The sequence below is a fragment of the Nostoc sp. WHI genome, from assembly GCF_015714725.1.
GTDB lineage: Bacteria > Cyanobacteriota > Cyanobacteriia > Cyanobacteriales > Nostocaceae > Nostoc.
The window spans coordinates 1-26285 of sequence record NZ_WBKM01000206.1; the positions used below are offsets into that span (position 1 = coordinate 1).

The 26285-nt window shown below is 41.9% G+C and carries 20 protein-coding genes and 1 pseudogene; 13 read left to right on the forward strand and 8 right to left on the reverse strand.

The window, feature by feature from the left end:
- Together F8S12_RS40780 and F8S12_RS20260 are read right to left on the reverse strand one after the other, a co-directional pair.
- Nucleotides 1–747 (reverse strand): pentapeptide repeat-containing protein (locus F8S12_RS40780; protein WP_230968150.1); only part of this gene is annotated, 747 nt, incomplete at its 3' end.
- Nucleotides 748–1091: 344 nt separating this feature from the next.
- Nucleotides 1092–1775: a hypothetical protein gene (locus F8S12_RS20260; RefSeq protein ID WP_196517880.1), complete on the reverse strand. Its 684-nt coding sequence runs from the start codon at nucleotides 1773–1775 to the stop codon at nucleotides 1092–1094.
- 642 nt (nucleotides 1776–2417) lie between these two features.
- Between F8S12_RS20260 and F8S12_RS20265 the strand changes: the two genes are divergently transcribed.
- From F8S12_RS20265 to F8S12_RS20290, 6 genes are all read left to right on the forward strand, one after another.
- The gene (locus F8S12_RS20265) at nucleotides 2418–2585 is read left to right on the forward strand and encodes a hypothetical protein (RefSeq protein WP_196517881.1); all 168 of its coding nucleotides are present in this window, start codon (nucleotides 2418–2420) and stop codon (nucleotides 2583–2585) included.
- 174 nt (nucleotides 2586–2759) lie between these two features.
- Nucleotides 2760–7007, forward strand: coding sequence for an Ig-like domain-containing protein (locus F8S12_RS20270; protein ID WP_196517882.1), 4248 nt, complete (start codon nucleotides 2760–2762; stop codon nucleotides 7005–7007).
- 290 nt (nucleotides 7008–7297) lie between these two features.
- Nucleotides 7298–7471, forward strand: coding sequence for a hypothetical protein (locus tag F8S12_RS20275; protein ID WP_196517883.1), 174 nt, complete (start codon nucleotides 7298–7300; stop codon nucleotides 7469–7471).
- Nucleotides 7472–7645: 174 nt separating this feature from the next.
- Nucleotides 7646–13078, forward strand: a complete 5433-nt coding sequence (locus tag F8S12_RS20280; protein ID WP_196517884.1) for a phytase — start codon at nucleotides 7646–7648, stop codon at nucleotides 13076–13078.
- Between the two features lie 609 nt (nucleotides 13079–13687).
- Nucleotides 13688–14104 (forward strand): XisH family protein, encoded by a 417-nt coding sequence (locus F8S12_RS20285; RefSeq protein WP_196517885.1) that lies wholly within the window; start codon nucleotides 13688–13690, stop codon nucleotides 14102–14104.
- On the forward strand, nucleotides 14092–14427 hold the full coding sequence (locus F8S12_RS20290; RefSeq protein WP_196517886.1) for a XisI protein: 336 nt from the start codon (nucleotides 14092–14094) through the stop codon (nucleotides 14425–14427). The genes F8S12_RS20285 and F8S12_RS20290 overlap by 13 nt, the downstream gene beginning before the upstream one ends.
- Before the next feature lie 69 nt (nucleotides 14428–14496).
- Here F8S12_RS20290 and F8S12_RS40785 read toward each other — a convergent pair.
- Nucleotides 14497–14658: pseudogene (locus F8S12_RS40785) on the reverse strand (antibiotic biosynthesis monooxygenase); the annotation flags it as partial.
- Between the two features lie 123 nt (nucleotides 14659–14781).
- Between F8S12_RS40785 and F8S12_RS40790 the strand changes: the two are divergent.
- Nucleotides 14782–14925, forward strand: a complete 144-nt coding sequence (locus F8S12_RS40790) for a hypothetical protein (protein WP_331001419.1) — start codon at nucleotides 14782–14784, stop codon at nucleotides 14923–14925.
- 19 nt (nucleotides 14926–14944) lie between these two features.
- Here F8S12_RS40790 and F8S12_RS20295 read toward each other — a convergent pair whose 3' ends face one another.
- Complete coding sequence (locus tag F8S12_RS20295) at nucleotides 14945–15331, reverse strand: hypothetical protein (RefSeq protein WP_196517887.1); 387 nt, start codon at nucleotides 15329–15331, stop codon at nucleotides 14945–14947.
- A 248-nt stretch (nucleotides 15332–15579) separates the two neighbouring features.
- Here F8S12_RS20295 and F8S12_RS20300 point away from each other — a divergent pair, with 248 nt between their 5' ends.
- The 3 genes from F8S12_RS20300 to F8S12_RS20310 all read left to right on the forward strand — a co-directional run bounded on the left by F8S12_RS20300 (nucleotide 15580) and on the right by F8S12_RS20310 (nucleotide 18873).
- Entirely contained in the window at nucleotides 15580–18126 is a 2547-nt protein-coding gene (locus F8S12_RS20300) for a DEAD/DEAH box helicase family protein (RefSeq protein WP_230968151.1), read from the forward strand.
- A gap of 88 nt (nucleotides 18127–18214) precedes the next feature.
- Nucleotides 18215–18448 (forward strand): type II toxin-antitoxin system VapB family antitoxin, encoded by a 234-nt coding sequence (locus F8S12_RS20305; protein ID WP_230968152.1) that lies wholly within the window; start codon nucleotides 18215–18217, stop codon nucleotides 18446–18448.
- A complete protein-coding gene (locus F8S12_RS20310; protein ID WP_196517888.1) occupies nucleotides 18445–18873 on the forward strand; it encodes a type II toxin-antitoxin system VapC family toxin in 429 nt (142 codons plus the stop codon). The genes F8S12_RS20305 and F8S12_RS20310 overlap by 4 nt, the downstream gene beginning before the upstream one ends.
- A 194-nt stretch (nucleotides 18874–19067) precedes the next feature.
- Here F8S12_RS20310 and F8S12_RS20315 read toward each other — a convergent pair whose 3' ends face one another.
- The 4 genes from F8S12_RS20315 to F8S12_RS20330 form a co-directional block, all read right to left on the reverse strand.
- Complete coding sequence (locus F8S12_RS20315; protein WP_012407317.1) at nucleotides 19068–19418, reverse strand: DUF1257 domain-containing protein; 351 nt, start codon at nucleotides 19416–19418, stop codon at nucleotides 19068–19070.
- Between the two features lie 141 nt (nucleotides 19419–19559).
- A complete protein-coding gene (gene ycf46, locus F8S12_RS20320; protein WP_196517889.1) occupies nucleotides 19560–21071 on the reverse strand; it encodes a stress-responsive protein Ycf46 in 1512 nt (503 codons plus the stop codon).
- Between the two features lie 88 nt (nucleotides 21072–21159).
- Nucleotides 21160–21513: a hypothetical protein gene (locus F8S12_RS20325; RefSeq protein ID WP_196517890.1), complete on the reverse strand. Its 354-nt coding sequence runs from the start codon at nucleotides 21511–21513 to the stop codon at nucleotides 21160–21162.
- 360 nt (nucleotides 21514–21873) lie between these two features.
- Complete coding sequence (locus tag F8S12_RS20330; protein WP_196517891.1) at nucleotides 21874–22668, reverse strand: FHA domain-containing protein; 795 nt, start codon at nucleotides 22666–22668, stop codon at nucleotides 21874–21876.
- Nucleotides 22669–22757: 89 nt separating this feature from the next.
- Here F8S12_RS20330 and F8S12_RS20335 point away from each other — a divergent pair, with 89 nt between their 5' ends.
- The 3 genes from F8S12_RS20335 (at nucleotide 22758) to F8S12_RS20345 (ending at nucleotide 26106) form a co-directional block, all read left to right on the forward strand.
- Entirely contained in the window at nucleotides 22758–23318 is a 561-nt protein-coding gene (locus F8S12_RS20335) for a hypothetical protein (RefSeq protein WP_230968153.1), read from the forward strand.
- Nucleotides 23319–23464: 146 nt separating this feature from the next.
- Entirely contained in the window at nucleotides 23465–24619 is a 1155-nt protein-coding gene (locus tag F8S12_RS20340) for an NAD-dependent epimerase/dehydratase family protein (RefSeq protein WP_196517892.1), read from the forward strand.
- A gap of 341 nt (nucleotides 24620–24960) precedes the next feature.
- On the forward strand, nucleotides 24961–26106 hold the full coding sequence (locus tag F8S12_RS20345; protein WP_196517893.1) for a glycosyltransferase family 4 protein: 1146 nt from the start codon (nucleotides 24961–24963) through the stop codon (nucleotides 26104–26106).
- The last annotated feature ends 179 nt before the right edge of the window (nucleotides 26107–26285 follow it).

Here is a 26285-nt window from a genome sequence, read left to right on the forward strand (position 1 = left end):
GGCATCGGTTAAGTCGGCATTAATTAGGTTGGCATCGGTTAAGTCGGCATTAATTAGGTTGGCATTACTGAGGTCTGCATTACTGAGGTCTGCATTACTGAGGTCTGCATTACTGAGGAGAACACGACTTAGTTGAATACTGCTTAGTTTAGCGCCTTTCAAACTAGCATAGCTTAAGCTTAATTCAATAGAATCCCAGTTACTTATAAGTTCTGCATCGACTAGAAATCGTATAATAATACCTTTCCGTTCTCCATCTTTGTCAAGGCTACGCAGTGTAGTAAGCGTTCTTGCATATATTATATTTTTTATCAGTTCTAATAAAGGATCGTTGGGTTCTAGGGTATTTACTTTGTTATTAATCAGTAAATCTGATACACGGTCTAGATAACTTTGTAGTGCCTCCTCACGGAGAAAATTTATGTCTGCTACTTCTTTATCTTTGTGCTGAAGTTGATTACCTAGACACAAAAGCAGAAATGGAACTGCTAATAGTTCTAGAAAATCCCAAAGTGTTTTTCCAGACTGATCTTCATCAGTGAAAGTAACCTTTTCAATGGAACCATTTTCTCCACCTTTTCTCTCTGTGCTCTTTTTTTTGATTGTGTCTTCTCCAATTCCAGTCCAGTCAGCCCATTTCCATGCCCAACTTTTGCTTGCTAAAACTGGAGAGACTAAAGATATTCCAGCAGTAATTACAGAGCCTAAGGCGACTCCTGCAATTAGTAAGCGCCAACGATTAAACAAAGACGTTTCTCCCTTTGTACTGCTACTTAAAAGATATATATAGCAGTCCTAAATCATTTGTGAAAATTCTATATCTCTTTCTTCTTTCTTCCCTTTGTGTCCTTGGCGTTCTTGGCGGTTCGTTTCCTTATTTATATTTTTCACGACTCATTTAGGATTGCTATATAGCAATCCGATTTGATTCCTGAAGCTACTTTTATAGGTAAAGGACAGCGAATAGAGAACTTTTAACAGTAAAAGAGGAAGGTAGAGATGTACTAAGTTTTTTCAAAAATCAAATAGGATTGCTACGATCGCTGTTCAAAAATCTTAAACGAACTTAATCTTAATGTATAATGAACCTTTTAACTTATTAGTGATTGTTCCGAACCACCTATTTTTAAAAGGTTGTTTGCTCCATTGAGAAACATTCTTGAACCCAACCAGATGCTTCTAGTTTGAAACTTTGAACTAGAATTATAGTATCTCAGTCCCTCTTCACAAACTAGGACAGTACCACTTGCAATTTGCAAAACTCCATTTAAATATTCCTGAAATCTTTCTTTGATTAGTTGATAATCAAAATTATTACGATCAAATGTACGACCAAATTCACTCCTAAACGTTATTATCTTTGTATCAAGGTCTTGTAGTGATGGCAGGTTGATTTTAATTTGGTTATTGATGAAAGCGTCGTAGCTTACTACGCAAGAGTTGTCAAATTTATTTAGCCAATCTCTTTCCTGGTCAAATGTAGTATAGGACTGGCTCTTTGCCAGATCAGTATTAATGTGTTTGACCATTGGATCTTTATTCATGTAGTTTCTGAGATTGATGTATTTTCTCAATGTATCTGAACACTTATCCGCTAGGGTAAGTAGTTGCCCAACGTCTCTATATGTAATTTGATTTATATCATAATTATTCTCCTTAAACTTTCTTGCGATTATTACTACTGAACGCAAATGACCTTGTGCATTTTGTAAATGATTACTGCGTTCATTTTTGAGTGTACCTGTTGATGGCTCTCTATACTTTTCTTCGCTCATATTATTTCCCAGCACACTGTGTAAGTTACAGTATCAGTTCCAAAATACCAAAAACTTAGTTTCTTTAGGCTTAGTACTGTCCGTTCGCTTATTTCGACCTCAGTTTTCTTTCTTACTCACGACAGAATTGATGTTTCAGGCTTTCCAAAAATTGCGTAGGCATAGCCCGCCGCAGGCATCGCCTATGCGATCGCAACTTAGTAGTTCATTTGAACTATAAAGTGTGAATAAAAAGGGAGACGAAAAATTGTCTACCAAGGTCAAAACCCCTATCAGACATAGGTTTTAGAAATTAAAGTAGATGTCAAAATAATGAGGAACGGACAGCTAGTAAATCATTTTGGATCTTCTTTACAAGCACTAAAAGAAACCGAGTTTTTATCCTCGATTTTGAACAATCGACTAATGTTCTATATCTTACAATATCAACAAAATAGGTTGCTGAAATAAATTTAGATATGAAAGTTTTAGATGTGTTTTAGCTGAGGAATTTTCAGATGGATTAAAACTGAAAATAATTGCTGTGGGACAAGAGCATCCAAAAACTTGCAATTATTTTTCTTTTAACCTCTTGCTAGCTGTTCCTTAATCTAACTGGGATAGTTTAATGTGGGAGGTTTGGGAAGTTCTTAACCTCCAGTGATGGGACAGTGTGACATTGGTATCCAAGCTTCTACCTTGGGAAACGAAACTACTTACCTCAACTACTTTAGCTTTGAAGACTTACGTCCGGCGTTAAATGTGATATTTAGGTGCGATCGCTCTGATGGGCGTGGCCATCCTTTTTGGGCTGGCAAGAAGTGCGACTAACTTTGGACAAATTCCAAGGGCGATCGCACTTACATAAGTAAGCGCTCGCAGCTTATCTACAAGCTTAAAGAGAAATGCTCACTCAGTTTGGTTAAATAACCACTGTGCCTCAAGCACTCTTAATAGAAACAACTACACACAAATTTTTCACGAAATCATTCAAGGTAAAGACAAATGGCAGCAATTAATTTCACCGGGACTACTTACACTGAAAATTTTAACACCTTGGCGAGTACTGGAACGTCCAGTATTCTGCCAACTGGATGGGAGCTTTTGGAAACTGGAACAAGTGCCAATGTTAATACAAGTTACACTGCTGGTACTGGAAGCTCTAATGCGGCTGATACCTACAGCTTTGGGTCATCTGGCACTACTACAGAGAGAGCATTTGGTGGATTGCGGTCTGGTACTTTAGTACCCACCATAGGGGTAAGTTTTACAAACAATACAGGCAGTACAATTACTTCATTAGCAGTTAGTTATCGTGGTGAACAATGGCGATTGGGTACATTAAACAGGACTGATCGCTTAGATTTTCAATACAGCTTAAATGCAACTTCTCTCTCAACCTCATCTGGCACTTGGATAGATGTTGACTCTTTGGATTTTAGTTCACCCACTACATCTGGTACAATAGGCGCTCTTGATGGCAATGCTGCTGCTAACTCTACCAGTATTTTACCAACAACAATTTCTGGGCTGAATATTGCCAATGGTGCAACATTCTATCTGCGCTGGCAAGATTTGGATGCTAGTGGTGCTGATGATGGTTTAGCGATCGATGATTTTTCCTTAACTGCAACTACTGCTACTCCTACTGCACAAGGTGTCACTATTACCCAATCTGGCGGTAGCACAGATGTAACTGAAGGTGGTGCAACAGATTCTTACACAGTGGTCTTGAATAGCCAGCCAACGGCAAATGTTACCATCAATATTAATGGTGGCACTCAAACCACAACCAGTCCAACCACCCTCACCTTTACCTCTGCCAACTGGAACATCGCGCAGGCAGTAAGTGTGGCTGCTGTTGATGATACCTTAATAGAAGGAAATCACAATGGCACTATCATTCACACAGCAAGCAGTACAGATACCAATTATAACGGTATTACTATTGCTTCCATCACTGCTAACATCACTGATAACGATGTCATTGTAGCTCCATCAGTTCAGATTAGCGACATTCAGGGAGCGGGACATATCTCACCCTTGACAGGTCAGACCGTCAGCAATGTAGCGGGAATTGTAACGGTTACGGCTAGTAACGGTTTCTACTTGCAAGATCCTACCCCAGATAGCGACGATCGCACTTCTGATGCTATTTTCGTTTTTACAGGATCAGTAGCACCAACCGTATCCGTCGGAAGTTCCGTATTAGTCAGTGGAACAGTCACGGAGTTTCGTCCAGGCGGCAATGCCGATAATTTAACTAAAACACAAATCACTGCTCCTACAATTGTCACCGTTTCCACTGGCAATGCGTTACCATCTGCCACGATTCTAGGTGATGGCGGCAGAACCATCCCCACAACGGTAATCGATAACGACACTACTGGTAATATCGAAACTGGAACAACCACCTTTGACCCTGCTCAAGATGGCATCGACTTCTACGAAAGCTTGGAAGCAACGCTGGTACAGATCAATAACCCAGTCTCCACTTCACCTACTGCAAACTTTGGGACATCAGAAGAAATTTGGGTATTAGCAGACAACGGGGTAAACGCCACTGGGCGCACGGCTCGCGGCGGTAGCCTAATTAGTGCCTCAGACTTCAATCCTGAGCGGATTCAAATAGACGATCTCAACAATGCTTTAGTGCTACCTCAGGTGAATGTTGGTACGCAACTTAGCAATATTGTTGGTGTAGTTGACTACAACTTTGGTAACTATGAAGTTTTAGTGTCCACTGCTCCCACAGTAGTACAGAACAGTACCCTTGAAAGAGAAGTCACTAATTTAACTCCTACCACCAACCAACTGACAGTTGCTACCTTCAACGTCGAAAACCTTGATCCAAATGATGGTGCAACCAAGTTTAACAACCTTGCCAACCTGATTGTTACTAATTTGAAATCGCCAGATATCATTAATCTGGAAGAAATTCAGGACAATAACGGAGCGACTAATGACAGTGTAGTAGATGCCAGCGTCAGCTACAACACATTAATTGCTGCGATCGCTGCTGCTGGTGGCCCCACATATCAATTTCGTCAAATTGACCCAGTAGACGATACTAATGGCGGTGAACCTGGTGGAAATATCCGGGTAGGCTTCTTATTTAATCCGGCTCGTGTTGACTTTGTAGATCGCCCCGGTGGTACTTCCACCTCTAGCACCACAGTTACCAATGTCTCTGGTGTTCCCACCCTTTCTGATAGTCCTGGTTTGATTGACCCCACCAACACTGCTTTTGATAGAAGTCGCAAACCGTTAGTTGGTGAATTCACTTTCAACGGTGAAACTGTTTATATAATTGGCAACCACTTCAATTCTAAAGGTGGCGACGACCCCTTATTTGGCGTGAATCAACCGCCAATTCTCAGTAGCGAAGTGCAGCGTCAGCAACAAGCTACCATAGTAAAAAACTTTGTCGAGAGTATTTTAGCGATCGACCCCAATGCCAATGTCATAGTAGCGGGTGACTTGAATGATTTTGAGTTTTCCAACCCTGTCACCACCCTAGAAAGCGCTGGACTGACTTCCTTAATTGAAACTCTGCCAGCAAACGAGCGTTATACCTACAACTTTGAAGGTAACGCTCAAACCCTTGACCACATTTTAGCGAGTAGCAACTTGGTTAGTAAGCTGGATGGGTATGATGTAGTTCACGTCAACTCAGAGTTTGCCGATCAGGATAGCGATCATGATCCTAGTTTGGCTCGGTTTAATTTAAACGATGCTCCCACAGACATCGCATTGAATGCCACCAGTGTCAACGAAAATGTTCCAGCCAATACGGTAATAAGTACATTTACCACTACTGACCCTGACACAGGCAACACTTTCACTTACAGCTTAGTTGCTGGAACTGGTGCTACTGATAACACTGCCTTTGCGATCGCAGGCGATAGCTTGCAAATCAAGGCTTCCCCGGACTTTGAAACAAAATCTTCTTACAGCATTCGGGTACGCAGCACCGATAATGGTGGACTTTTTGTAGACAAGGTGTTAACTATCCAAGTTAATGATCTCAATGAAGCACCTACAGGCGTAAATGATGCAGTCAGCGTTGCCGAAGACGCAACTACATCTAATCTCTATCTCAGCTTACTGAGTAACGATACCGACCCCGATGCTGGAGACGCTAGAAACATCATTGCTGTTAACACTACAGGCACAACAGGGACAGTCTTCTTTAACCAGAACACTCAAAACCTGACTTACACTGCCTCAAGTTTTAACTCTTTATCTGTAGGACAGACTGGAACTGATCGCTTTACTTATACGATCGCCGACACCCAAGGATTGCAGTCTACTGCTACTGTTAACGTCAGCGTTACAGGTGTCAATGATGCTCCCACGGTGCAACCCCTTGACGATCAAATCATCTCCACTAACAATTCCTTCTCTTTCAATGTCAGCAACAAATTTGCTGACGTCGACCAAAATGACACCCTCAGCTACAGTGCTACGGGTTTACCCACTGGATCTAGTATCGCCGCTAATACAGGTGTGATATCCGGCACTATCCCCCAAACAGGTATTTTTGCAGTCACAGTTACCGCTGCTGATGGCCAAGGTGGTAATGTTAGCGATACCTTTGACCTGACTGTTGCCAATAACAGAGCGACATCTGGCAACGACATTATCTTTATCGACCAACTTAATGGTTTAAACAGAGTCAATGCTCTAGCTGGCAACGATCGCGTCATAGGCACTACTAACAGTGAGATAATCGACGGTGGAGCAGGTAATGATTACCTTGATGGCAAGGGCGGCAATGACAGACTTTCTGGGGGCAGTGAGGATGACACGCTCTTAGGTGGACTTGGCAATGACACGCTCTTAGGTGGACTTGGCAATGACACGCTCTTAGGTGGACTTGGCAATGACAGACTTTTTGGCGGTAGTGGCAATGACCGCCTAATTGGTTGGGGAGGTGGCACCAACGAAATCGACCAACTCAACGGCGAGCAGGGTGCAGATACTTACGTCTTGGGTGATGCAACTTCAGTTTTCTATGCCAGTTCCAGCAATAGCGACTACGCCAATATTGTCAACTTGCAAGCAACCGATAAGATTGAACTCAAGGGAGTTGCTAGCAATTACTCGCTAGGATCTGCATTAGCTGTGTCTCCCGATAGATTTGATGTGGGCATTTTCACCAACAATGGAACGGAATTGATTGCTGTTGTGCAAGACGGGTTAACCCTCACTAGCAACTTGGCAACAGATACTCGTTTCGTTTTTGTTTAATCGGTAAATTTAAGCGATCGCCCTTAAGGAAACTTGAGGGCGATCGTTTGGCTCACGCAGAGAGTAAGAGTTTTAAATAAACGTGAGTTCAACAGACCTCTCACTCCTCTGCGAGCTACCGTGTACACACAAATCTTTTAGAGTGACTGCATAACATAAAGTAGATTAATTTTTGCAAGTCAATGCAACAACAATACAGTTCAGATAAGACGAAAACATTTGTAGAGACGGCGATTTATCGCGTCTCAAAAACCCAAAATTTTGTACCAGTAGCCCTTAACTGAACCGTATTGAATGCAACAAAGGTGCAAGCCAATGCAACAAAGATGCAAGCCAATGCAACAAAGATGCAAGCCAATGCAACAAAGATGCAAGCCAATGCAACAAAGATGCAAGCCAATGCAACAAAGATGCAAGTCAATGCAACAAAGATGCAAACCAAGAGACTTGTGTGTACACCGTAGCCCTTGGGAGGAGATCGAGGAGCAACAAAATAATCTAGTTTTAAGCCTTTCTCCTCGGAGGAGAGAAGTCAAATTCCAACTATCGAACTCATGTTAAATAAAGGCTTTTCAATTCCCTGCTCGCTACTTTCAATTTTCAAACCAGTCTAATATTTGGAATCTACTTCATTAACTATGGTAACTACAGGCACAATTCGTTTTTCTCAGTTCAATGCTTCCCTAAACCGCAACGCTGAAGGTCAATTAGTAACCGATTTATCTACCCAGGGTAATGCTCAGGCAAAAGCTGTTGCGGAAATCATCCAGCGCAATAACCCGGATGTACTTCTAATTAATGAGTTTGACTACTCCCCAGAGGCAGTTCAGCTATTCCGGCAAAATTACTTAGCCGTGAGTCAAAATGGTGCAGCTGCCGTTGACTATCCCTATTTTTACATCGCCCCTTCCAACACTGGTATTGCCTCCGGGTTTGACTTGAACAACAACGGCGCAGTGGTAACAACCCCAGGCGCAGCCGGATATGGCGATGATGCTTTCGGATTCGGGAGTTTCCCTGGTCAATTCGGAATGTTGCTGCTGTCCAAATATCCCATTGACACTGCCAACATCCGCACCTTCCAAAACTTCCTCTGGAAGGATATGCCCAATGCCTTACTTCCCGATGACACCGCGACACCACAGGCAAATGATTGGTATTCTGAGGATGAACTAGCAGTTCTCCGCCTTTCTTCTAAAAGTCACTGGGATGTACCTATCCAAGTGAACGGTGAGACAATTCATGCCCTTGTTAGCCACCCCACACCACCAGTATTTGATGGCCCAGAAGACCGCAACGGTAAGCGCAACCACGACGAGATCCGCTTTTGGGCAGACTATATTACCCCTGGTAAAGGTGATTACATCTATGATGATGGGGGTAAAAATGGTGGTATTAATGCTGGGTCAAGCTTTGTGATTATGGGCGACCAAAATGCTGACCCATTAGATGGTGATAGTTTTGACAATGCTATTCACCAACTGTTGCAAAATCCTGGGATCAATACTAATGTAATCCCTACCAGTCTTGGTGGCCCCCAACAAGCAGCTTTGCAGGGTGGTGCTAACGCTAACCACACGGGTAATCCGGCTTTTGACACCGCAGACTTTGCTGATACTACTCCTGGAAATCTGCGGGCTGATTACGTACTACCCTCGGCTGATTTGACAATTGCCAATTCAGGAGTATTTTGGCCGCTGAATACTGACCCAACATTCTCCCCAGTCGGTACTTTTCCCTTCCCTAGTTCTGACCATCGCCTAGTATTTGCAGATGTGCAAACTGGAGCAACGGAACCAGGTAAAACTATTCCCAGTGTTGGATTTCTAGCAGAAACTACCTTCGTTACTGGCTTCATTCCTGCTGGCGTGGCGGGAATTGTGGATGGGGTACAGACTCCTGTGGGTGGATTATCTGGTGTTACATACGATGCTGTTAATAACCGCTACTACGCCATCTCAGACGATCGCTCTGTGAATGCCCCCGCCCGCTTTTATACTTTCACTGCCGATACCCAGGTGACTTTTACCAATGTCACCCCCCTGAAAGATAGCACTGGCAACTTTTTTGCAATTAACACTCTCGATCCTGAAGGCATTGCTTTAACTAACAATGGCACTGTTTTCATCTCTTCAGAGGGTGAAGCTAATCTTGGTGCAGGTCGTGTTAGCGATCCCTTTATTAAAGAGTTTTCGCTGACCACAGGGCAAGAAGTGCGTAGGCTTAGCCCGCCGCAGGCATCGCTACTTGTCCCCAGCAAATTCCTGCCACTAATTGAGGATACTAACGGCGATAGTATTGTCAATACAGGTGATACGCAGACATCAGGCGTTTACAATAATTTGGGATTTGAAAGCCTGACCATCTCACCTGACCAGAAAACTCTATTCACCGCCACTGAAAACGCCCTTTCCCAAGATGGATTAAGAGCTTCACTAACCAGTGGCAGCCCTTCCCGGATTTTACAATATAATTTGGTCACTGGACAGCCAGAAAAAGAATACCTCTACATCACCGATGCGATTCCCGAATCGCCCAATCCCAGCACAGGCTTCGCTGATAATGGTTTGGTGGATTTACTAGCGATCGACAACCGAGGCACCTTGCTGGCCTTGGAGCGTTCCTTTGCACAAGGTGTAGGCAACACCATCAAAATCTACGAAGTTTCTTTGCAAGGTGCAACAGACATTAGCTTTTACGATTCTCTCAATAATCTGAGTACTGAGCAACTAGCAGCGATCGCACCTGCTCAAAAACGTTTGGTGTTGAATTTAAATGACCTGGAGCTGCCTACCGATAACATCGAAGGCATCACCTTTGGCCCTAAACTAGCAGATGGTCGTCAGTCGATTGTGCTAGTGAGTGACAACAACTTCAACCAAAGTCAATTTACCCAAATCCTCACTTTGGGCGCAGACTTAGTTCCCACTGTTGCACCCACGGTAGAAACTCGCCCCGATTTGTTGGATGATGAGACACTCCCAGTCGATCAACGTGCCGACGCTGATGATCCTGCTGTCTATGTTAATGCCACAAATTCTGCTGATAGCCTAGTATTAACCTCAGTGAAAAATGCCGGACTGCGGGTTTATGACTTGTCTGGTAATTTGTTGCAAACAGTTAATCCGGGTGGCATTCGCTACAACAATATTGACCTGCAATACGGTTTTAAATTAGGCAATCAATCCATAGATATTGCCGTAGCTAGCGATCGCGGTAATGATAAACTAGCAATCTTCAAAATTAACCCCAACACCCCCGGACAATATCTAGAAGATATCACTGATAGCAATATTGGTACTATCTTCCAAGCAGCACCTTTTGAACCTCCTTATTCCGCATCAACTCGCAGTTCTTACGGACTTGCCTTATACCGTAGCCCCATCACTAATGATTATTATGTCTTTACCAGTCGCCGAGAAACTGGAGATATAGCTCAGTTCAAATTGATTGACAACGGTAACGGCAAAATTGGGGCTGAACGAGTACGAGAATTTACTGTACCGACAATTGGCGAACGCGATCCGCAAACAGAGGGTATGGTAGTAGACCAGGAAACTGGCTTCCTCTACATCGGACAGGAAAATGTGGGCATTTGGAAGTTCCAAGCAGAACCAAACGGTGGCACCACTGGCAAGTTGATTGATCAAGTCAAAGATTTGGGCGGTATTCACCTCACCGACGACGTAGAAGGACTGACCATTTATTACGGCAAAAATGGCACAGGCTACTTGCTAGCATCCAGCCAAGGCGACAACACCTTTGTTGCTTACACTCGTGAAGGCAACAACGAATATGTGGGTAACTTTGCCGTTGGTAACAATGGGGCAATTGACAGCGTACAAGAGTCAGACGGTGCAGAGGTAATTAACGTGCCACTGGGGCCTAACTTCCCATTTGGTTTGTTTGTCACTCAAGATGGTTCCAATGAACCTGCCACAATAGTTACCGATGGAGATGAAGCAGAAAACATCAGTTCTAACTTCAAGCTGGTGCCGTGGGAAAATATTGCCAATGCCTTCCCCAATTCTTTAGATATCGACACCACAAGTTACGATCCACGCAATCCAGTGGCTCAACCCAGGCTGACTATCTATGAATTTGAAAACCTACCCAAGTTAGGTACGACCTCTGAAAATCAAGATATTTTCTTGGGTGGTTTTTCTGGGTTGTATTTCCAAGGGTTTGCAGCAAATGGCAACCTAAAGTTTGTTACCCACACAGACCGAGGCCCCAATGGTGAACCCGTTGGCGCTAACAGACCATTTTTCTTGCCCGACTTCCAGCCAGAAATAGTCAGCTTTGAACTTAACCGCACCACAGGCGAAATCGGCATTACTAAGAGAACAGGATTATTCCGCCAAGATGGAACAACGCCATTAACGGGACTGCCTAATTTGCAAGCAGGAGCAAATGGCACAGCCTACACAGATGAAATTGCCGTTGACTTAGATAACAATGTCCTAGCTAACGATCCTTTGGGTGCTGATTTAGAGGGAATTGTAATTGCAGAAAATGGTGACTACTGGATGGTAGATGAGTATCGTCCGGCAATTTACCACTTTGATGTTAATGGTAAACTGATTGACCGCTTTATCCCTGAAGGAACTGCGATCGCACCCAGCCCAGATCAACCAGCAGGAACTTTTGGCACTGAGGCATTGCCAGCAGTTTATGCCCAACGCCGCAATAACCGAGGATTTGAAGCTGTGGCGCTGGAAGGTAATAAATTATATGCCTTTATTCAGAGTGCGATCGATAATCCAGATGTTGCCAATGACGCGACTTCTAGGGGTTCTTTCAACCTGCGAATTCTGGAGTTTAACATTGTCACCAAGCAGGTAATAGGAGAGTATTTATATCGCCTGGAAGGTCTACCGTTAACCGACAAAATTGGCGATGCAGTCTCATTGGGTAACGGCAAATTTGCGATCGTTGAGCGAGATGACAATGGTACATCTGCTGGCAATAAACTGATTTACCAAATTGATTTAGCTGGGGCGACCAACATCAACAACCCGGCTAACTTTACCTTACCAGCGGGTAAGACTATTGAACAACTGACCTCTGCGGAGTTAGCTGCTGCAAATATTACCCTTGTGACCAAAAGTTTGATTGCTAATGCTGCTGAGTTGGGTTACACCGGAGTCGAAAAATTAGAAGGTCTGGCATTAGTAGCACCGAACACTCTAGCTTTAATTAACGACAACGACTTCAACGTTACGGGCAATACGGCTGCTGAAAAACTCGGTATTCTTGAACTACCCAATAACCTGCAAGTTGTAGAGCCTCCTTTCCCAAACAGCTTTGGTTCTAGCAACGACGATAATGTTACAGTTCAGCCAGGAGAATTGTTCTTTGCAGGTGACGGAGCAGACTTTGTAGAAGCTACTGAAGGTAACACAATCATTGCCGGGAACGGTGATGACACGGTGCTTGCAGGTAGTGACTCCTCAGTATCCGGGAATAACGGTGATGATCAGATATTTATTGGTCAAAACAGCCCTGCTGAAAAGACCAGTGCCGATGGTGGCAATGGTGATGATCTGATTGTCGTGGTGGAAGCTAGTGGTAGTAACAATTTGTTTGGAGCAGCAGGTGATGATACTCTCACAGTAGTTGAAGGTTCTCGCCAATTATTCTTCGGTGGCTCAGGTAACGATACCCTTACCAGTAACGGCAGCAATAACCGTCTTTACGGTGGTTCTGGGGATGACAAACTCTTCTCTAATATCAATGACTCGTTGTTTGGTGGCGATGGTGATGATGTGCTATTTGCTGGTCAAGGAGGTGGCGATCGCCTGAATGGTGGTACTGGTGCTGACCAATTCTGGATTGCTAATGGCAGTCTACCAACTAGCAAGAACATCGTGACTGATTTTGCGATCGGCATTGACGTGATTGGGCTAGGTGGTATTGGCATCACTCAGTTTAGCGCTCTAACGCTATTACAACAGGGTAGTGACAGTCTGGTGAAAACTGGAAATACTGAATTGGTTTCATTACTTGGAATTACATCAACTAGCCTCACAGCAAACGATTTCACTTTCTCTGTGAGTGTAGTGGCTTAGGATCTTGGATTTAATTGTAGGGTGCGTTAGTGACAAATACTTGATGACCTTAACCTGTCACCAATGAACTGTACAGATTTTTTTAAAGCGAGGGAGTATTATTCCCTCGCTTTTTGTGTTTATTACCTACTTCTGCATCTGCGGCAAGGCAAGGCTTGGTTAAGGTGCGTAGTCCTTAAAGATCCACCTTTTGTCCTGAGTTTGTGATTTAATTGCGTTCTGAGAGCGTAGTTTACCGCACTTCTCTGCGAGAGGCTGCGCCAACGGCAAGGCTCAGTGACCACCGTAGGCGATCGCTTGCAAGTTTTGCAAGATAAAATGCAAGAGTATATTGATAATGACATATAAATCGGTTGGTTAATTAATAGAAAACAACGCCAAGTTTTTATTTATCGTTCTAATACTGCTATTGAAGTTTTAAATAATCCTAAAACCCTTTGCGGTGAAACGTTGCTACCTGGTTTTATTTTTGATTTAAATCAAGTTTGGTAGGCAGTAAGCTAGTTTTATAGTACCGAAAAAGGCTAATCTAGATACAATACCAGTGTTTATACAAAGAGCTAAAACAGTTACACTCAAAGCATGATCAAATAAAAATGCTAGGAATCTATGCCAGCGAAAGACATATTCCATGATGCAGTAAGACGAGCTTTAGAGAAAGAGGGTTGGCTCATCACTAACGACCCGCTTTTCCTCCGTTTTGGTGGTTTGGATATGTACATCGACCTCGGTGCAGAGAAAGTTTTAGCAGCTGAACGAAATCAAGAAAAAATTGCGGTTGAAGTTAAAAGCTTTGTTGCTCCATCTACTACAACTGAATTTAGTACTGCTCTAGGACAGTATCTCAAATATCAATTAGCACTTGAAGAAGAACAACCTGAGAGACTTTTATATTTAGCAGTTCCTTTAGACACCTATCGTTCTTTTTTTACTTTAGAACTGCCAAACTTATTAATCCAACGCTACCAAGTTCGGCTGATTGTTTTCGACCCAGAAGAGGAGGCGATCGTAAAATGGCAAAAGTAGAACAGTACCGTCAACTTATTCAAGAACTGTTGCTAGCTTACAGCGAAATTAAAGCCAGCAACGAAGAAGTCGAAGCAGAAGTTATTTTTGATAGAGAACGCGATCGCTACCAAGTTGTCAACGCGGGGTGGTCAAATAAGCGCCGTGTATATGGCTGTGTTTTGCATCTAGATATTAAAAACGAAAAAATTTGGATTCAACACGATGGTACTGAAGGAGGTATCGCCAATGAACTTATTAGTCGAGGTATACCCAAAAAAGACATCGTTTTGGCTTTTCATTCCCCCTTTAAACGACAATTTACCGAGTTCGCTGTTGGTTAATATAGCTGAGGATTGAAAGCAACCCAATCACTCTTGATTAATAGAGTTGAGTTAGAGTAATTTCAATCGCTAAACTTTTCGTAATTTAAGATATAGCCAGAAGCTCAACAAACGGCTAACTCTAGGCATGACAATATAAGTCAACAGCAAAACCATTGTAATGGTAATGATCAACGAAATAATCAAGGGTGGTAAACCACGAAGCAGAAGAACTAAGAACGTACTCAAAATATATGAACACAACACCCTCTAAAAGCGAAACAGATGAAATGTTCAAGTGGTTAAATCGTAACCGCCAGATGTTATTAGACTTAATATAAAAATCAATATATTGCTTACAATGCAAATGGAATAATTGCTCACAGCGAAAACTTACGCGAAGTTTTAGCATTAGGTAATGCTGCAAAACAGCCTTTTTTAATTTACCTAGTTCCCCGTCGCACTGCTTCTATAGAAATAAATTTTACCAATTCGCTTCAGCACCCTCACTCACCATGATTGTTAACAATCTGGCTCACTAGCTTAAGGGTTCAATCAACCCACGTTTGACAGCTTCGCTCAACGCAGTGGCTTTTCTTAAAAGTCCTTCTTGATATACCTGCATCAGGGTTTGTAACTCTAAGCGATCGTTTTCAGTAAGAGTCCCTGATTGTTGGCGATCGAGTAGTTCACTTAATCGTGCATCCTGTGCCGATTCCATTTGCAATTCAGTCAGCACCAGGACTTGTTCATCAGAAAGGGCAAATACAGGCTCAAGGTCGGTAATGTCCCCACTGACAGGCGGAATTGAAAGTTGAATGGTATCTACTAAAATACTGGCAACATCACGATTTGCCAACCGTGCAAAGCGTTCTGCACGTTGGTAAATCTCGTCTGGAAGGGTAATGATAATTTGGGTACTCATAGCTCTTGTAAATACTTCTCTCTATTCTCACTTGCAATTAGTAATTATGTGTTTCACAGTAACAAAAACTGAAGAATCTAATTTAAGACACTGTGCAGCGAAGCGTTACTACCTGGGTTTGTTTTAGATTTAAGTCAAGTTTGTTAGTAAAAATTTCAAAAGATGAGGTTTAAACATACATTATGGGCAAACTAACCTAGTGGTCAAATTATTATCACTAGATAAAAACCGAATCGGACAACACCATTATGTACGAACCCATCAATCTTGATAAATTAAGAGATCAATCTGCTAACCACCACTCTAAAACACCCTTCCAGCATCAAATTGAGGCATTTGAAGCCCTGAGTCAAACATTTAAATTTGGCAGTGAAAAACCGGGTAGTGGAATTTTAGTACTTCCTACGGGTGCTGGCAAGACATTTACGGCTGTCAGATGGTTATGTGATCATGTAATCCCTAAAAATATTAAGATTCTTTGGTTAGCTCCTTCATTTTACCTGTTGGATCAAGCATTAGCTACTTTTAAAAATAGTGCCACAAATATTCCAGAGCCGAAGAAAACGTTAAAGATTCGGTGCTTTTCTAGCAATCCTTCTCATGCGAAAGCATCATCAATACAACTAACTGATGATATTGTCATCATGACAATACAAACAGCTATCAATTATTTACATACTGATGGTAAAGACAACTCTGGTCATAAAGTTGAAACAGCGTTCAAGAAATTTATTGATAGTTGTAAAGAAACAGGACTTTTTGTAGTAGTCGATGAAGCTCATCATTCACCAGCCTATGGTTGCAGAAACTTATTAATTGGTGAAAAAAGTTCTGCTTTAGGGCTTCGCGGTTTAGTCCCAGGATTACATCTGTTAGGTCTAACAGCTACACCAACTTATAATGATAGGGCTAGAAGGGGTTGGCTTTGGAAAATATTTGAGAATGAAATTATTTATGAAGCTAAAAAAGAAAGTTTAATATTACAAGAAATTTTAGCTAGACCTAAGTATATTGAAGTTTCAACTGGGAAAGAATTGGAAGTTGATGACGGATTATATGATCGGTTAGTTAAACAACATAAAGACCTCCCAGAATCAATTATTAACAAGCTTGCAACTGATAAACACAGAAACAATTTCATAGTAGATACTTATGCATCAAATAAAGAAGCTTATGGGAAAACCATTATCTTTGCTGACCGTTGGTTTCAATGCGTCTATATAAAAGAAAAGCTTATCGAAAAGGGCAAGCTTCTTGAAAAGGAGATTAGAGTAGACGCAATTTATTCACATATAGATGCTGATCCAGGTTCTGCGGAGGCGAGAAATAAACGTACTCAAAGTGATAATCAAAGGATTATGGAGGAATTTAGAGATGGTAAGCTTGATGTTTTAATCAATGTACGAATGCTAACAGAGGGTGTTGATGTTCCTAATGTTCAGACAGTATTTATTACTCGCCAAACAACAAGCTCTATCTTAATGACTCAAATGATTGGTAGAGCATTAAGGGGTAAAAAAGTAGGAGGTAGCAGTGAGGCAAATATAGTTTTATTCTTCGATGAATGGAAACGTTTAATTGATTGGGCAGACCCAAAAGCTGGTGAAACAATTGATGATACAAAACCTGTTGTAATAGGACATTATCCACTGGAATATATATCAATTCGTCTAATCGAAGAATTATCGAAGTCAATTGTGACTGGTGGAGATTATCGAATAGAATACAAAAAAATATGTCCTATTGGATGGTATAAAACTGAAATTGTATATCCTAACGCTGACAATAAGCATAAATCAACGGAAGCATCTACTGAATTTGTGATGGTATATGAACATACGAAAGATAAATTTAAGGATTTTATTAAATTCATTCTTTCCGCAAACTTACTAGATGAATCGTCTAAAGAATATCTTGATGATGAATTGATGCAGCCTAAAGTTGAAAAATGGATAAATAAATGTTTCGACCGCAAAACTGATGATATTGGACAAAAGCTTGAGCCAGATTTAATTAAAATTGTTCGCCACATTGCTCAAGATCCATATCAATCTGCACCAGAATACCATTCATTTGAGCAAAGAGAAACCTATGACTTAGATAAAATTGCTTATAAAGTAATTGATTTTTCATCTCGCTTAAAATACGAATATTTAGACAAGGAGTTTTCTCAGCCCGAAACATTGTGGAAAGTTTTTTACAAAAGCTTGATTCGATTTGAAACAGCTGTTGATGCAGCAATTAGAAACATTATTAATCCTAAGCCTGAAGGTAAAATTACTCCATCTGAGATTATTCCACCAGAAATAATAGAACTAAACGAAGTAGAAAAAGAAGAAGTTAAAAAACGAGACGGGTATACTTGTCTATGTTGTGGAGTCAATACCAAAGGTAAATTACAAATCGATCATATTAAACCGTTTTCTATGGGTGGTGAAACATCTAAAGAAAACTCACAAACTCTGTGTGTTACTTGCAATAGATGTAAAGGCCAGCATGAAATTGATTTTAGGTGTAATACAACAAAATTGATTACTCAACAAAATCTTGATTTATCATTTATATCAGATCGTGAAAAGCCTATAAATACTCTAACAAGAGTAGTTAACTTCTTTTATCATTGCAAAGCAGTTTCCAAAATTGATTGGGAGGTATATACTTACACTTACAACATATATTTGTACCCTAGTAACAATCCTGAATGGTTGCTTCGACATAAAGCAGAACTTCTTAAGTTAATTAAAAATAAGCCTGATTGTCATGCTGAACACATCAATGTTAGTACGATGAAATAAAATTACTAATTTTAAATTAGTATTGACTAGACTAATTAACAAAATCATTCATATTGCATAAATTTTATTTAACACAACCGAGGACAAAATGATGACCATTATCACAATAGATGATGAACTAATTAATGAAATTATCGCACTCAGTCACTATGAAAATCCACAGGAAGCAGTCATTAAAATATTATCCAATTACTTGCAGCAGCAAAAAAAAGACCTGCCTTTGTTTGAGCGACTACGTTTTATAGACGACGAATCTGCCGAAGATGATATCGCCTCGTTGTTTGAACGTGATAGAGACACAGGCAGGAATTTTGAACTATGACTTATCTAATAGACACCTGTGTAATGTCTGAGTTTGTTAAAAAAGCTCCCAACCCCCAAGTTAGTCAATGGTTTAATCAGCAACCGATTGAACAACTGTTTTTAAGTAGTATTACCATCGCTGAAATAAAAAAAGGGATTTATAAGATCAAAGACTCACAACCTGAACTATATCAAAAACTAAAAATATGGCTGCAAAAAGTAGAAACTGAATTTTCTTCTCATATTTTACCGATAAACGATGATATTTTAGATAATTGGGCAAAATTTTCTGCTTCTTCAGAATTGAAAGGTAAAAAATTAGCCGTAATGGATAGTCTGATTGCCGCAACAGCACATCATTATAAATTAACTTTAGTTACCCGCAATGTTGATGATTTTAAACTGACACCAGTTAAAATTATAAATCCTTACAGTCTTGAGTGAATTATGACCACCCAACCCGAAGCCGAACTAGAAGAATCCTTAATCGCCCAACTGGATTATGCGTGTAGCTCAAACGCAAAATAGCCCTTATAAAAATCGGGACTGAGAAATAAATCTCAGTCCCGATAAAAAAGCGGGTTAACCGCTATTTAGATGGTTAACCCGTGCAGCTTTGGGAACGCGCAGAGGAATTGTTATTGCAATACCAACTTCACGTTAGCGTTTTGCAGACCGCGTTGTTTTACTTCAGCCAAAGTTTTGTTAACTGCATACTTTTGGTTGATAGAGTTGATCAACTCGGTTTGATTGTGCTTCTTAGCAACTCCCCACAAGTCAGCAATTAGGTCAAAAGAACCATCGCTGTTGCGAGACCAGCCGAGGTCATATTCGCCATCCAACATCGCAACGATGTCAGAACGGACACGCTGACCGTTATAACCACGGACATCAGCTTCAGTCTTTACGCTGATACCGAGGTCGCGCAAGGAAGCCTTGAGGATTTCGGCATCGGTGATTTTGGTACGCAGGGTGCTAAAGTGAGACATTTGGGTTTCCTCCAGTGAGAAGATTGAGAAAAACGACAACGGTTTGTTTTGGTCGAAGCCGCGCTTAACAGGATGCGGCTTTTCTTATAACTGCTAGCATTCAGAGCTAGCCTTTCCCCCTGGGATGGCAGAGGAAAGCTTTTAAAACTCCATTCGCTGATATTCAGCTACGGAGGATGCTGCGGGGCGTGCGCGCTGTCTGGCCCAATCTCTCAGAGCCGTTACTTGTTCTTGCATCGTTCGAGACAGCGGCAATGTTGCCTTCAGTGCAGCAATAATATCTAGTTGGGTGAACTCCCGATCTTGGGCAAAAGCTTCATACATTGCCGCAACGATCGCTTGCTCAACTTCTGCCCCAGAAAAGCCATCAGACATCTTGGCTAGTTGCTCAAGATCGAATCGAGAGATGTCTTCACGGCGTTTCGTCAGGTGAATATTGAAAATCTGCTGGCGTTCTTCAGGTGTTGGCAGATCCACAAAGAAAATTTCATCAAAGCGTCCTTTCCTCAAAAATTCGCCAGGTAAGCGTTCTACTCTGTTGGCAGTTGCCATCACAAACACTGGTGATTTCTTATCTTGCATCCATGTGAGGAAAGAGCCGAAGATTCTACTGGAAGTCCCCCCATCAGAATCAGACGAACCTCCACTACCAGCAAAGGATTTATCCAATTCATCGATAAACAAAATCGCTGGGGAAATAGATTCTGCTGTTTTCAGGGCGTTTCGCAGATTTGCCTCACTTCGTCCCACCATTGAGCCGTCGTAGACTCGCCCCATATCCAACCGCAACAGTGGTAAACCCCACAGCCGGGAAGTAGTTTTAGCAATTAACGACTTACCACAACCGGGAACTCCGAGAATTAACATCCCCTTTGGTTGAGGCAAACCATACTCTCTCGCTCTTTCTGTAAAGGCGTTGGAGCGTTGTTTGAGCCATCTTTTTAACTCTTCTAAGCCACCTACAGCATCAATGGTTTCATCTTCTTCGATGTATTCTAAGATGCCATTGCGCCGAATTAGTTGCTTTTTCTCAGATAAAACAATATCTACTTCATCTTCCGTCAAACGCCCTGTAGTTACCTGTGCCTTCCGATAGACTTTCTCAGCTTCATCTTTAGTTAAACCCAAAGCTGCTCTGAGAAGCTTTTCTCTGGCTTCTGTTGTCAGTCGCCGACCACGGTTTTGCTCTGTATGAGAAGTAAGTACTTTATTCAACTCAGCCATATCTGGCAATGTAAAATCAAGAACTACAACTTCCTTTTCCAGTTCTATGGGCACTTGCTGCATCGGCGACATCAAAATGATGTTCTTTTGCGTACCTTTGAAGCTGGCGATCGCATCGCGCAACGATCTGTTGGTTGCAGGCGCATCTATAAATGGATGTAAATCTTTAAGAATAAATATACTTGGTTCTTTCTGCCGGATGATCCACTCGATCGCCGCCTCTGGAGACACGGTATTATGTTGGGTGACATTCCGGGGTTGACCATACTCCACAATCCCGTGTGTTACTGTCCAAATAAATACTCGACGCTGGGGCTTTAACAACTGGGCGATGGTAGAAACTGCTAACTCAGCCCGCTCTTCCTCGGAGGTCACAAGGTAGATTAAAGGGTATTGAGCTTGAATTAGGATATTGAGCTCTTCTTTCATACTTCGACCTACTTGAGACCTTATAGAGACAGTAGAGACATTGCTTCTGGTAAAGATAACCGAATCATGAATAATTCATAATTCCTATCTAGCAAGGAACTAACTCTTCCTCACCCTTGGAATGGGTTTCATCTTCATCCATTTCATCAATAGAAAGATGTTGTTGACCAACTACTCCTGGTTGATTGCCCAAAGTAACCAGTTCGCCATCACGTAAGACTAGTGAACTATCACAAGTTGGGCATGAATAAACTCTATGAGTCCGCCCATAAGTAGAATCTTCTACCTCGTCAACCAATTCTGAATTAGATAGGTAAAAAACGAGGGCACGCTCGGCTAGTTCTGACATTGGTTCGGAATCGACTGCTGAACGAATCTTCAGTTTTCTGTGCAACTCTGGCGATAAATACAAAGTGACCTTTTGCTTAGTTGGCGTTTGCATATAACTCTTTAACGGTCTTACCCGGGTATGTATATCAAGTTATCGGTTCTTTTATTGGTTGTCAAGACTGCAAAACGTTTTAATGGCAATTTCGTTACATTTGTTTACATTTTGAGGTAAAATGCTGTTTAATTGGGCGATTAAATCCCTCATTACGAACCTCTCAGAATTAATCAGGATCTTAGGAACTCAAAACTTGAAACCTAGACGTTAATTGGCGATCGCTAAATCAACAATAAAGCTAATGATTGCCTGACCGAAGGAGGAAAGCATACAAACCCCTAAATTTATTTATGGGGATTTGAATTTTTTTGAATTCCCCGTTCGCGTAGCGTCTCGCAGAGAAGGAGTTGACTTGGCTTATTTTTTCATTATTTGGAGCGTAAGCGGATTAAAGTTGAACACCTTTCCGGTTGTAAACAACTGATATCCACAGGAGATGCCAGCGAATGACACCAGCATTGAAAAAAGAGAAACTGAGCCGATTACAACACCACTGGCAATAAATAGAGCAATTCCGATGCCAATCAACACCCATCCCAGTTTCCGATTATTGCCCCCACCCCAATTCAGAGCTACTACACCTCCCATACACAGCAAAATTCCAGGTGTGCTACGTAAATAAACACTGATATAAATGCTTGTACTTAAAAATGTAATCCCTGCGAGGATTAATCCTAAGCCAATAAGCTTACTGGCAAGGACTACTTGATCTTTCTCTTCTTTAGCGATCGCAGGCGCTGTAATTTTTGTTGGCGCGGAGTTTGGTGTAGGATTTTTTGTGGCAGATGCAGAGTGTTGCTGCACCCTAAACATAAAAGTTATTTTGTCTCCCTGCCCAAGGGAAACTCTGTCTCCCGGATGCAGGGGAGAAAAAACTTGAGGTTGAAGTTTTACACCGTTAATATATGTACCATTAGAACTGCCCAAATCGGTGATATGGTATTCATCCCCATTTACCCAAATTTGCGCGTGGATGCGAGATGCCACATCCGAATCTGGTAAGCCAGAAACATCAATGTCTGGTGGTTTTTGGTCGTTTGGCTTACCGATGGAAATCACAGAAAGATTCGGTGGAAATTGTAAAGATGTGTTGGTTTGGAAGTGAAAAAGCTCCAAAGTTAGCTCGTCGGCTGTCTGAGATACACTGTACATAAATTGTGTTATAAAGCACTTACTCTAAGTTCTTCTACCGGGAACTCAAAAGAGAATCGTAAATATCCTGAAAAAATATTAAATTTTTAATGAACGCTCTTCTGGTGCAGTTTATCCAGCAGTTTCCCGATTCGGGAATAACTCGTAAATTGGCGAAGGCATTGTTGGGGCGAAGAATTTATCGGTTTCCCGCCAGCGTTAGCGGAGCCATTGCCCTGTTTATAATTCTGTGGGGTTGTACTGCATTTGATTTTAATGCTGGAGCGATCGCCTGGAAAACTTATAGCAACTCGCGTTATGGCTTTGAATTTCCATATCCAAGTAACTGGATTTCTTTAGCAGCCCCAGAAAATGCTGATGGAATGACGTTTATTTCACCACTGGATAACACCGTAGAAATTCGGGGGTGGGCAAGTCATCAGCTACCAAATTCGTCTGTAAAAAAAATAAATCCCAACTTTCAGACTGCTCAAGGAGTATCTGGGATGATGGTTGTAGAAGTTGATCAACGAGTAGGTTCGATGACATTGACAATAACTCAGAATCAAGTGAAATACTCTTGGCAGGGACGAAGCAAGAGCCAAGAATTTCAAGATTACTATCGTTTGTTTTATTACATTGCCCAGCAGTATCGGATTTCAAAGTCTTGAAATATCGGGCATTGGGCATTGGGCATTGGGCATGGTTATTTTCCTTGTCCCCCTTGTCCCCCAAAATCCACATCTCCCTCAGAATAATAATTAATAGGGACATAAACCTGATAGATTTAGCTATCAGCGAGTAAAAACTGGTTAAGATGAAAGTCCTGGTTATTGGTGGCGATGGGTATTGCGGTTGGGCAACTGCTCTTTACCTTTCCAATCGAGGTTATGAAGTTGGAATTTTAGATAGTTTGGTGCGGCGGCACTGGGATAATGAACTGGGTGTTGAAACTCTCACCCCGATCGCACTAATTCAGCAACGTCTCCAGCGCTGGCAAGATTTGACAGGTAAATCTATCGACCTGTTCATCGGCGATATTACTAATTACGAGTTTCTCAACAAAGCGTTACATCAATTTCAGCCAAACGCTTTAGTGCATTTTGGTGAACAGCGTTCGGCTCCATTTTCGATGATTGATCGTGAACACGCAGTTATCACCCAGGTAAATAACGTAGTTGGTACGTTGAACTTACTGTATGCCATGCGGGAAGATTTCCCAGACTGTCATTTGGTGAAGTTGGGGACGATGGGTGAATACGGTACACCCAACATCGACATCGAAGAAGGGTACATCACCATTGAACACAATGGACGCAAGGATACCCTGCCTTATCCCAAGCAGCCTGGTTCAATGTACCATTTAAGCAAAGTCCATGATAGTCATAACATCCACTTTGCTTGCCGGATTTGGGGATTGCGGGCAACGGATTTAAATCAGGGTGTGGTTTATGGTGTCTTAACCGAAGAAACGGGGATGGACGAATTATTGATTAATCGGCTGGATTACGATGGCGTGTTTGGTACAGCACTGAACCGCTTTTGCATTCAAGCTGCGATCGCACACCCCTTAACCGTCTACGGTAAAGGTGGGCAAACTCGCGGATTTTTGGATATTCGGGATACAGTCCGATGTGTGGAATTAGCGATCGCTAACCCTGCCGAAGCTGCTGAATTCCGCGTATTTAACCAATTTACCGAACAATTCAGCGTCGGCGACATCGCATTGATGGTGAAAAAAGCCGGTAACGCTATGGGATTGAAGGTAGAAATCAATCACCTAGATAATCCTAGAGTCGAGAAAGAAGAACATTACTTCAACGCTAAAAACACTAAATTGCTCGATTTAGGTTTACAGCCTCACTTGCTTTCTGATTCTTTACTCGATTCTCTGTTAAACTTTGCCATCAAGTATCAGAAACGAGTTGATCACAAACAAATTCTGCCTAAAGTCTCTTGGCATAGAACTTAGGGTAAACCCCAGTAAATCGTGGGTTTAACACTGGTCGTCATGTCTTAGCACAATATGACGACCAATTAGTTATTATTTACCCTGCGTATCGTCCAGTTATTAAGCTGATGCGCGTCTAAACTATATAAACACTTTTGATGTTGTTGACTGTTGACGTGTTTTCAGTCATCAGTCATCAGGTAAATGTACAAATTAAATGCGTAACAGCTTATTAAATTTGCTTTTACCATAGTTATTTTGACTGTGCAGAATTGATTACAGCACGCGAGACAGTTTACTCTGGATTTAATAGCAAAATGCACTCTAAGCTGAGATTATCTGCCTGTACTAAATAGTTTTATATGAGAATTGCCCTATTTACCGAAACCTTCTTGCCCAAGGTTGATGGCATTGTAACGCGCCTGCGCCATACTATTGATCATCTACAGCGCAATGGTAATCAAGTGCTGGTAATTGCCCCTGATGGAGGCATCACAGAACACAAAGGCGCTAAAGTTTACGGCGTTACTGGCTTTCCTCTGCCATTGTATCCAGAATTGAAAATGGCACTTCCCCGCCCAGCCATTGGGTACGCTTTAGAAGAGTTTAAGCCAGATATTATTCATGTCGTAAATCCAGCAGTTTTGGGTTTATCTGGGATATTTTATAGTAAAATCCTCAAAATCCCCTTAGTAGCGTCTTATCATACCCATTTACCCCAATATCTTCAGCATTACGGCTTGGGGATGCTGGAAGGTTTTCTTTGGGAACTGCTCAAAGGCGCTCATAATCAAGCAGCTTTGAATCTGTGTACCTCCACAGCAATGGTGGAGGAACTGACAGCACATGGTATTGAACGGGTAGATTTGTGGCAGCGTGGCGTGGATACGGAACTATTTCACCCCGATTTGGCTAGTGTAGAGATGCGATCGCAACTATCACAAAATCATCCAGAAAGTCCCTTGTTACTTTACGTCGGGCGGCTTTCGGCTGAAAAAGAAATTGAACGCATCAAACCAATTTTAGAGGCAATTCCCCAAGCGCGGTTAGCATTGGTTGGGGATGGCCCCCACCGTCAAACACTGGAAAAACACTTTGCTGGCACAAACACTTATTTTGTTGGGTATCTCATGGGGCAAGAGTTAGGCTCTGCCTTTGCTAGCGCTGATGCCTTTATCTTTCCCTCCCGTACAGAAACACTAGGCTTAGTACTACTAGAAGCGATGGCTGCTGGCTGTCCGGTTGTAGCAGCTCGTTCTGGAGGAATTCCCGATATTGTGACAGATGGGATAAATGGATATCTTTTTGAGCCAACAGCAGACGTTCAAGGAGCGATCGCAGCTACTGTCCGCCTCCTACAACAAAAACGACAACGAGACATCATTCGTCAAAATGCTCGCCGGGAAGCAGAAAGTTGGGGTTGGGCAGCTGCCACCTGTCAGCTACAAAATTACTATCAAAAGATGATATTTTCTGAACATTTGGCAAAATTGGGGAGTAGGAAGTAAAAGACAAGGGTAACTAGAGACTCGTTCATCTCCCTCAAAGACTCATTAGACTTCTTGCAAAATTCCTTCTTTTCAACTTCTTCTTTGCGCCTTTGCGCCTTTGCGTGAGACAAAAAATTATTTATGCAAGAGGTCTATTAATGAAGCTCAGAACCTCAAACCTCTCAATCCCCAAAATC

What these genes read in the sequence shown, in the direction of transcription:
- F8S12_RS20260 (WP_196517880.1), bottom strand. Translation starts at nt 1,775, where the DNA reads ATGAGCGAAGAAAAGTATAGAGAGCCATCAACAGGTACACTCAAAAAT.
- F8S12_RS20265 (WP_196517881.1), top strand. Translation starts at nt 2,418, where the DNA reads ATGGGACAGTGTGACATTGGTATCCAAGCTTCTACCTTGGGAAACGAA.
- F8S12_RS20270 (WP_196517882.1), top strand. Translation starts at nt 2,760, where the DNA reads ATGGCAGCAATTAATTTCACCGGGACTACTTACACTGAAAATTTTAAC.
- F8S12_RS20280 (WP_196517884.1), top strand. Translation starts at nt 7,646, where the DNA reads ATGGTAACTACAGGCACAATTCGTTTTTCTCAGTTCAATGCTTCCCTA.
- F8S12_RS20285 (WP_196517885.1), top strand. Translation starts at nt 13,688, where the DNA reads ATGCCAGCGAAAGACATATTCCATGATGCAGTAAGACGAGCTTTAGAG.
- F8S12_RS20290 (WP_196517886.1), top strand. Translation starts at nt 14,092, where the DNA reads ATGGCAAAAGTAGAACAGTACCGTCAACTTATTCAAGAACTGTTGCTA.
- F8S12_RS20295 (WP_196517887.1), bottom strand. Translation starts at nt 15,331, where the DNA reads ATGAGTACCCAAATTATCATTACCCTTCCAGACGAGATTTACCAACGT.
- F8S12_RS20300 (WP_230968151.1), top strand. Translation starts at nt 15,580, where the DNA reads ATGTACGAACCCATCAATCTTGATAAATTAAGAGATCAATCTGCTAAC.
- F8S12_RS20305 (WP_230968152.1), top strand. Translation starts at nt 18,215, where the DNA reads ATGATGACCATTATCACAATAGATGATGAACTAATTAATGAAATTATC.
- F8S12_RS20310 (WP_196517888.1), top strand. Translation starts at nt 18,445, where the DNA reads ATGACTTATCTAATAGACACCTGTGTAATGTCTGAGTTTGTTAAAAAA.
- F8S12_RS20315 (WP_012407317.1), bottom strand. Translation starts at nt 19,418, where the DNA reads ATGTCTCACTTTAGCACCCTGCGTACCAAAATCACCGATGCCGAAATC.
- ycf46 (WP_196517889.1), bottom strand. Translation starts at nt 21,071, where the DNA reads ATGAAAGAAGAGCTCAATATCCTAATTCAAGCTCAATACCCTTTAATC.
- F8S12_RS20325 (WP_196517890.1), bottom strand. Translation starts at nt 21,513, where the DNA reads ATGCAAACGCCAACTAAGCAAAAGGTCACTTTGTATTTATCGCCAGAG.
- F8S12_RS20330 (WP_196517891.1), bottom strand. Translation starts at nt 22,668, where the DNA reads ATGTACAGTGTATCTCAGACAGCCGACGAGCTAACTTTGGAGCTTTTT.
- F8S12_RS20335 (WP_230968153.1), top strand. Translation starts at nt 22,758, where the DNA reads ATGAACGCTCTTCTGGTGCAGTTTATCCAGCAGTTTCCCGATTCGGGA.
- F8S12_RS20340 (WP_196517892.1), top strand. Translation starts at nt 23,465, where the DNA reads ATGAAAGTCCTGGTTATTGGTGGCGATGGGTATTGCGGTTGGGCAACT.
- F8S12_RS20345 (WP_196517893.1), top strand. Translation starts at nt 24,961, where the DNA reads ATGAGAATTGCCCTATTTACCGAAACCTTCTTGCCCAAGGTTGATGGC.